We start from the raw sequence: 7,999 nt of genomic DNA on the forward strand, positions 1-7,999 counted from the left end.
CCGAGAAACCGGCTAACCTGCTGGCGCCGGGTGACCAGCCGCCGGTAGCCTGCGCCGCCTGCCATGACCCCCATGCCTTTACCGAACCGAAGGAAGGGCGTTACGGACCGCTTTCTCACCAGCTCCGCCTCAGCGGTGAGGTAACCATGCCCAACGGGGTTACCGTGGACGCCGAGGAGTCCGCCCTCTGCGTGTCCTGTCACGCCAACAAGCGAGACCTGGTTTACAAGGCTGATTTTCTGGCAAAGAAAAACAGTCGCGGGCCTCATGGTAATACCCAGGCAGATAACTTCTACGGCATCACCGCCGCCGCCTTTGACTACGACCAGGGTGATTACGGCAAGTCAGCCCATGCATCAGTAGTGAAGGAGGGTTGTATCCAGTGCCACATGGCATCTAACCCGGCCGCTCCCGAAGGAGCCGTAGCTGATAACAACGAGGTAATCGTCTCCCACGGTGAAACCCTCCTTAACACTGCCGGCGGACATACCTGGAATATGACCGGTACCTACCAGGGACAGGAGATTGAAAACGTGGGATCTTGTAATACCGACGGCTGCCATGCCGGTTCGCCTCTAACCAGCTTCAACCGCAAGGCTTACGGTGACTACGATGGTGACGGCGCTACCGAAGGTATCCAGGACGAGATTGACGGCCTTATCAAATTGCTTGAGGCACAACTGCCCAGGGATGATAAGGGCAATATCCCCGGCAGCGGTTTCGATAAAATGAAGCTCAGTGACGCTCAGCTTAAGGCTTTCTGGAACTACTACCTGGTTAAGAGTGACGGCAGTGGAGGTGTCCACAACACCGCCTACTCCGTTGAAGTGCTACAGAGAACCTACAAACAGTTGACCGGCCAGGATGTACCCGGAGCCACCATCCGGTAAGACAAAACAAAGATAAAGCTTTCGAAAAGAAGGGAGACCCTAATGAGGTCTCCCTTCTTTCTATGTAGTATGTCTAAAGCTTCGCTAATATGCCCGATAACCATACCGACTGAGCTTATCCGCACTCCGATACGGGAGTCGGTATCCAGTTAGGGCGGTGACGGCTGGATTCGGCAGGAGTTTATCCCGTACCTGATATGGGCCCGGAATGGATGAAATGATTAACTAAGCTATTTTTGCTTTGCACCACACTAGGTGAAACCTACCGAGTCTTTTTTCAAACAACTAGGCTCGGTACACAGTCCCACCTAGCCTCGGTATAATCAGCATATACGCTACGGCATTTATTTACTGCATAACATCCCCACCAGTCAGGTAGACAGGTATTACATCCCTCAGATAATATTCCCGGACATCAATATTTTCCAAAGGTTTTATCTGGTCCTGGTTGGTAATATCATGGCGAAGCCGGAGGGACGAAGCAATAAATATACTAGCGTCGCGTCAGGTAAATAATAGGTCATTCCCGCGAAAACGGGAATACAGTCGTACAACCCCACCTGGATTCCGGATCAAGTCTGTCCTGGCGACAGGCACCAGGTCCGGAATGACAATGAGAATTGGTCAATGATTAGCCTCACAGGACACTAGCAATGACATCTCAATACTGCAAACCAATTAACACGACAGGGGTCGGACAATCACGGCGCGAAGAAAAAAGGACGTAGACGGGACAAATATTCGGCAAGAAATGACATGAACGTGTAATGCCGGGAAGGCTAACTGCTTTTTTTCAGGCTATCCCCGGGGATAATCATTGCCTGAGCCACCAACTCGCTCAGGTCCATGGCTTTTACCGTCTCGGCCACTTCCTTGGTCTTCAGACCGTCCTCAAACATGGAGAGGCAGTAAGGACAAGCCGTAGCCACCATATCGGCTTTGGCGTCAATAACATCCTGAGTCCGTTTTACGTTGACCCGCTTCTCCGGTTCTTCCTCCATCCAGATGTGCCCGCCTCCCCCGCCGCAGCAGAAGCTGGTTGACCCGCAGCGGGCCATTTCTACCTTCTTAATACCACTGATAGCGCCCAGAATATCCCTGGGTTCCTGGTAGATATCATTGTAACGCCCCAGGTAGCAGGAATCATGGTAGGCTACCGCCTTCTCCACATCCAGCCCGCCCAGCTTCAGCTTATCGTCTTTAATCAAATCGGTGATGAACCGGGTATGGTGGACGACTTCAAAGTTACCGCCGAACTGCGTGTATTCATTCTTGAGGGAGTTAAAGCAGTGAGGGCAGGTAGTCACGATCTTACTGACATTGTACGATTTTAAGATCTCAATATTCTTTTGACACAGGGTCTGGAACAGGTATTCATCGCCCATTCTCCGTGCCGGGTCACCGCAGCAGCTTTCTTCAAGTCCCAGTATGCCGAAGTTGACCCCTGCCGCCTGCATGATTCTAGCCGTAGCCGCGCTTACCTTCATGTTGCGGTCTTCCAGTGCCGCCGTACAGCCCACCCAGTAGAGAATGTCAATATTGCTGTCCTCGGAAAGCACCTTCACTCCCAGTCCCTCCGCCCAGTCAGTTCGGGTTGCGGTAGTCCCCCGCCACGGATGTTCCCTGGTACCCAGGCTCTTGAGCGCTTCCTGCGCGGATTCGGGGAACTCGCTCCGCTCCATGGCCAGACTGCGGCGCATATCTATCATCTTGTCAACATGCTCGATATAGACCGGGCACGCTTGCTGGCAGGCGCGGCAGGTGGTGCAGTCCCAGATTACCTCGTCAGTAATCGCTTCGGAAATCATGTCCTTGCGGGACTCGATAGCCTTCCTTACCAGTGGTATCGGGTATGTTTCATTCATGTGTTCCTTAAGGTCCTGGATAACCTTCTTGGGATTGAGCGCCTTGCCGCTGAAGAAGGCCGGGCAGGCATCCTGACAGCGCCCGCAGCGGGTGCAGGAATCAAGGTCAAGGAGTTGCTTCCAGGTAAAGCCCTCGATAGTGGACACGCCAAAGGTCTCCGTAGTCTCCAGGTCGATAGGGTTCAGGGCGCCTTTCGGCTTCAGCGACCGGAAATATACATTTAGTGGGGAAAAGACGATATGCTGCAAACGGGAACGGTTCAGCCAGATATAACCGAGAAAGACAAGGGCCGGGATGGTGTGAATTAACACCCGGTGCCAGACCAGGATTTCGTCTTTAGCTTCGGTCATAAAGGTAGGAAAGATATAGGAGATAAGATAGCCCACCGGCGACCACATCGCCCAGTCGGGAGGAGTGATATCACTGACGGCAATACGGTACCCCTTTATCATGAAGCCGGTCAGCACCAGCAGGAACGCCCAGACAAAGACCAGGCTATCATCAGGCTTGGTGTCCAGCCGGGACGGCTTTCGGATATAACGACGGTAAATAGCCATAACCCCGCCGACAATAATGAACACGCCGCCAATCTCGGCAATCAAGGAAGAATACAGGAAGATGCTTTGCGGGGGTATCGTCAGCCCGCCGAAGGAGAACAGTCTGATTATCTTTCCCAGAAAGAGGAGAGCCGTACCTCCGAAAATAAGGGTATGCATTACCCCGGGGTATAGCTCTTTCGGCCTCACAATCCTGACGTTGGCCAGACCCACTGCGAGGGTCGTCATCAGCCGGGTAGGCCAGTTGTCCGTGCGGTTGTCCGCCTGACCAATCTTCCACAATCGATAGCGCCGCATAAAGCCGAAGACGAAAAGAGCGATAATGGCCGGGAAGGCAATACCAACAGCAATTATGATGGGCATAAATACCTGTGTTATGTAAACTTCTTGCCCTGCCCAGAAAAGCTCCCGTAAAGACTCCAAACTGTCCTCCTGCCTATCCGGCGCCAATAGTCGGATATAACAAAGTTAAGTGCGAGATAAAAAAGACGGTGACAATGACGCCGACTATCATCAGTGCCATGTTTACCAGTCTCCTGTATTTTTCGCGTAGACCGAAGTCAAAGATAATAAGCCGTACCCCGTTGAGCAAGGCATAAAATATGGCTACCAGTATACTTACTTCAACAATAATGGCAATTACTCTGAGCAACATATCCATATGTTAGCAGACCTCAACCTGATTTGCCTTCAGCGGAAGGAGCAGTCTCCTGATAGCCGTAGTGAGCCTTAACCTTGCACTCGGGGCAGAGTTCAAACTGTGCCGCCATCGCCTCTCCCATTGCCGATAACTTTTCCTGTAATCCGGCTACCAGCGCCCGGGGGCCGATAGTGTTACCGCACTCGCGGCATTTTACCATCATGTCGGTAAAAATTACCACAGCGGGATTATCCAGTTTATCAAGTTCGAGCACAGGCTCCAGGCGAATACAATCTTCAGGACAGACCTCAACACACCTGCCGCAGCCGACACATAAATCATGCCGGAAGAGCAGCTGATAGTCTCCGGTCTCATCATTCAACAGAGCCGTCAGCGCCTCTGTCGGACAGTCACGCGCGCACAGACCACAACCAATGCAGCGGCAACAGTCCAGTTCCAGCCTGCCGAAAGGAGCCGTGCCCGCAGCTACTGTTCCGGTTTCCGTTACCCCCAGCTTATCCCTTAAACCTCTGATGAGCGTCGGAAGCAGTAAACCTTCGGCGGGAACCGTTGAAGGCTCAGATTCCGCTAACGGCGTGGGGCCCAGGCCGGTTACTTCTCCGGCAAACCGCTCCAGTTCAGTTTCCATTCCGGCCGTATCACCGGTAATACCGAATATCCCGATACGCTGCGTTTCACTATTCCAGGCACCAAGCAGTTCCCGGACAAAGCGGACATTCTGCTCCCAGATACCTGGATTCAATCCATCATGGCATTTCCCCTGGCCTGACAGCGCCAGTCCTGAAGCTCCCCTGTCAAAAGCACGCAGCATCAACCAGGGCGAAGCCATCGCCAGGCAGGGAATAGTCAGGGGCAATACGTTAGCGGACAGAGTTGGCGCTGCCCGCCGCTCATCAGGCACTGGTGAGCAGTGCTGACAGGCAAGAACGATTATACCCGGCTGCGGAGAAGGACTGCTATTCTCCGCCAGCAATCGCCCCATTTCTTCATCCAGACTTTCCAGAGAAAAGGTAGGATAACTTATCGCCCGGAACGGACAGGCGGCGACGCAGGCTCCGCACCCGGAACACAAAGCAGTATCAACTTTAATCTCACCCGCCTCAACCATCATCGCACTCAGCGGGCAGGTATCCTGGCAAATCCCGCAATCCTGTTTACCCGGGCACAAAGCGGCATCAACAAAAGGTATGACTTCATAACGAGGCAAAACCAGCTTCAGAAGTTCACGCCGGCTGATTTTACCTTCAGGCTTTACGAAGCGTAACTTGAGTCTATCGTGACCAATTTCCTGTTCAATCACTGTCTTGTCACTAATCCTTTGCTATTCAAAAGGCTGACACCAGCTTCATTCATGATCCGGGTTCAGCCTAGGTTGAAGAAGCCTGGCTCTCCGCCGCGGCGGGTTTCTCCTCTATTTTCACCTCGGCTGCTTCGGTTGCTGTTACCTTCGCCGGAGGCGCTTCAGCCCTAGCCTCAAGCGGCGGGAGCAGTTCCAGATATTTCAAGCCCAGCACAAAAACAAGCCCCAGTAAAGCGATGATTCCCACCGACATCATGGTCTCCACTGGAGTTACCGGGAAGGAACCTGTTACCCCCCACACCCCCTCTATTTCCCCCGGATAGAAGTCCAGTGGATAAGCCGCCCCCGTGATTACCAGGTAATACCTCTCAAAGAAAACGCCAATCACCACAGAAGCCGCCGCCAGGGCTATCCAGCGCACGGTCTTGTTCAGTCGCGGGTTGAACAGGATTGCCAGGGGAATGACGGCGCCCATGCCAATCTGCAAGACCCAGAAGACCCAGCTACCGGCACCTGCCAGCATGTAGGCCGCCGCCTCCCGGTGTGGTTCGTAGTAATGCGTCATTTTATCGACAAAGACCAGCACCAGTAGAACAATAATGAACGCGGTTAGCAGCTTACCGAGAGAGGTTATCATTTCCTTTTTGACTTCCCGGCCGGTAAATTTGAGGGTGAGCGTCACGGCAACGATCAGCAGGGCTAACCCGGAGGTCAGCGCCGCCGCCAGGAATTCCAGCGGCCTTACCGGGGAAAACCAGGTCTCACGGGCGGCCACGAAACCGAAGATTGCCCCCGTACCCATGTGCACCAGGCTCGCCCAGCCCACAGCGATTGTCCCCATTATCTTGACCAGTTTCAGTTGATTGGCAAAGATAAGCCCCAGGTAGACCAGGCTAATCGTAAGATAGCCACCATAAAGAATGCCATTGATGGCGAACATGGAAGTCATGTTATTCAGGTAGAAGAACATGAACAAACGCCAGAACTTCTCCGGGCGGCCCAGGTCAACCATGATGAATATCAGCGCGCCGACAATAAGGACGATAGCCATGAACACGGCCATACGGGCGATAGGCTTATACTCATCCCGCCCGAAAACATAGGTCAGCGAGGAGATTATCAGCGAGCCCGCGCTCAGCCCGATGAGATAGATAAGAAAGACGATAGGCATTCCCCAGGGAACAACGTTACTGCCGCCAAAGACCTGGTGTCCCTGCAGATAGCTGATGATGAAGCTGGCCAGCCCGGCCAGCACCAATGCACCCAGAACTCCCACCAACAAGTAGTAGTTCCTCGATTTACCTTCAACTGCCGAGTACTCTAAAGCCATCGCTTGTCCTTTTACCTGGGGAGATAATACACTTTTGGTTTGGTACCCATCGTTTCTCTGAGTCGAAATGCCTCCCTGGTCGCCAGCAGCTTTGCTACCTGGCTCTCAGGATTATCCAGATCGCCGAAGGATATCGCCCGCGTCGGGCAGGCTTCAGCACAGGCCGGTACCACATCAACGCCAATCTCTTTACCTTCCTTTATTCCCTGGTCTACCCGGTGAAAACAGAAGGTACACTTCTCAACCACGCCGTGCAGCCGCCGGGGGAAGGGCCAGGGGCCCCGGTCTGCCCGGTTGGGGGGCAGGTCAGGGCGGTGGTATTCTTTCTCCGCCTGTTCTTTATAGTTAAAATTCCTCACTCCGTAAGGGCAGGCAATCATACAATATTTGCAGCCGATACAGCGCCGGAAGTCCTGAACAACGATGCCGTCATCACGACGGTAGGTCGCTTTTGCCGGGCAGACCGTGGCACAGGGAGGGTTATCACAGTGCATACAGGGCATAGGTATCAGGTCAATACCCACCGCCGGATACTCACCGCGACTTACCGCAATCACTTTATGCCAGAAAGGCGCCGTCCTCCTGATATGCTCCTCAGGGGAGCCGTGGGGAACGTCATTTTCTGTTTTACAGGAGACCGAGCATGCCTGGCAACCGGCACACTTGTCCAGGTCAATAACCATCCCCCATCTTGCCATTTACTACCTCACGCCTTGTAAACTTTGACCCTGGTATTAAAAAAGGACGACTGCCCGCTCAAGCGGTCATAGTCCACGCCGATAATTTCATTAGGGTTCACGCCGATACCCTTCTGCCATACTCCACCCGCATAATGCCCCTGGCCGACGGCGATACTGACCACCCGGGGATGCATCCCTTCAATGACCCTGGCCGTTAGCTTGATTCGACCAGAGGCAGATTCCACCCAGACCGTGTCCTTATCTTTAATCCCCAGGCTACGGGCGGTACGGCTATTCATCTCGGCGAAGTTAGTCCATCCGGCGCCGTGCATCACCAGGAAGAACTCCTGCGCCCAGGGATAATTCTGATTGCCGTTCTCGATATTCATCACCGGCTCATAGGTAGACAATAGCAGAGGATAGTCTACTTCATTCCCTAACGATTGTGCTTCTTCATAATGGGGCAGATAAGCCAGTCTGCTATCGGCACTCTTCCCAATGCTTTGGAGCTGTCTCTCCAGGTTCCCGGAATAAAACTCGAATTTCTTAGACGTTGTTTCGAAGATACGATCATACTTGTAATATTCATAAGCTGGCCCCACCCAGACGCCATTCTCCTTGAGTTCTTCCCAGGGTATGAGCGTTTCCACACGGTAACGGACAAAGCCCTGCGCGTCATCACCGATACGTGTGAAGGAACGCCCCACCGGCCCCT

General features: G+C 53.4%; 7 protein-coding genes. 1 reads left to right on the forward strand and 6 read right to left on the reverse strand.

Features of this window, described 5'->3' with window-relative positions; genetic code table 11:
- Positions 1-890 (forward strand): cytochrome c3 family protein (locus tag Q8Q07_09135; GenBank protein MDP3880448.1); only part of this gene is annotated, 890 nt, incomplete at its 5' end.
- A gap of 779 nt (positions 891-1,669) precedes the next feature.
- Here the strand turns inward: Q8Q07_09135 and Q8Q07_09140 are convergent.
- The 6 genes from Q8Q07_09140 to Q8Q07_09165 form a co-directional block, all read right to left on the reverse strand.
- Positions 1,670-3,736: a heterodisulfide reductase-related iron-sulfur binding cluster gene (locus Q8Q07_09140; GenBank protein MDP3880449.1), complete on the reverse strand. Its 2,067-nt coding sequence runs from the start codon at positions 3,734-3,736 to the stop codon at positions 1,670-1,672.
- Positions 3,737-3,749: 13 nt separating this feature from the next.
- Positions 3,750-3,974, reverse strand: a complete 225-nt coding sequence (locus tag Q8Q07_09145) for a hypothetical protein (protein ID MDP3880450.1) — start codon at positions 3,972-3,974, stop codon at positions 3,750-3,752.
- Between the two features lie 13 nt (positions 3,975-3,987).
- Positions 3,988-5,274 carry a 4Fe-4S binding protein gene (locus Q8Q07_09150; GenBank protein MDP3880451.1) on the reverse strand — a complete coding sequence of 429 codons (1,287 nt, stop codon included), beginning with the start codon at positions 5,272-5,274 and terminating at the stop codon, positions 3,988-3,990.
- A gap of 67 nt (positions 5,275-5,341) precedes the next feature.
- Positions 5,342-6,604: an NrfD/PsrC family molybdoenzyme membrane anchor subunit gene (nrfD, locus tag Q8Q07_09155; GenBank protein MDP3880452.1), complete on the reverse strand. Its 1,263-nt coding sequence runs from the start codon at positions 6,602-6,604 to the stop codon at positions 5,342-5,344.
- Positions 6,605-6,615: 11 nt separating this feature from the next.
- On the reverse strand, positions 6,616-7,302 hold the full coding sequence (locus Q8Q07_09160) for a 4Fe-4S dicluster domain-containing protein (GenBank protein ID MDP3880453.1): 687 nt from the start codon (positions 7,300-7,302) through the stop codon (positions 6,616-6,618).
- Positions 7,303-7,310: 8 nt separating this feature from the next.
- Positions 7,311-7,999 (reverse strand): molybdopterin dinucleotide binding domain-containing protein (locus Q8Q07_09165; protein ID MDP3880454.1); only part of this gene is annotated, 689 nt, incomplete at its 5' end.

The organism is Dehalococcoidales bacterium (assembly GCA_030698765.1).
Classification (GTDB): Bacteria; Chloroflexota; Dehalococcoidia; order Dehalococcoidales; family UBA2162; genus JAUYMF01.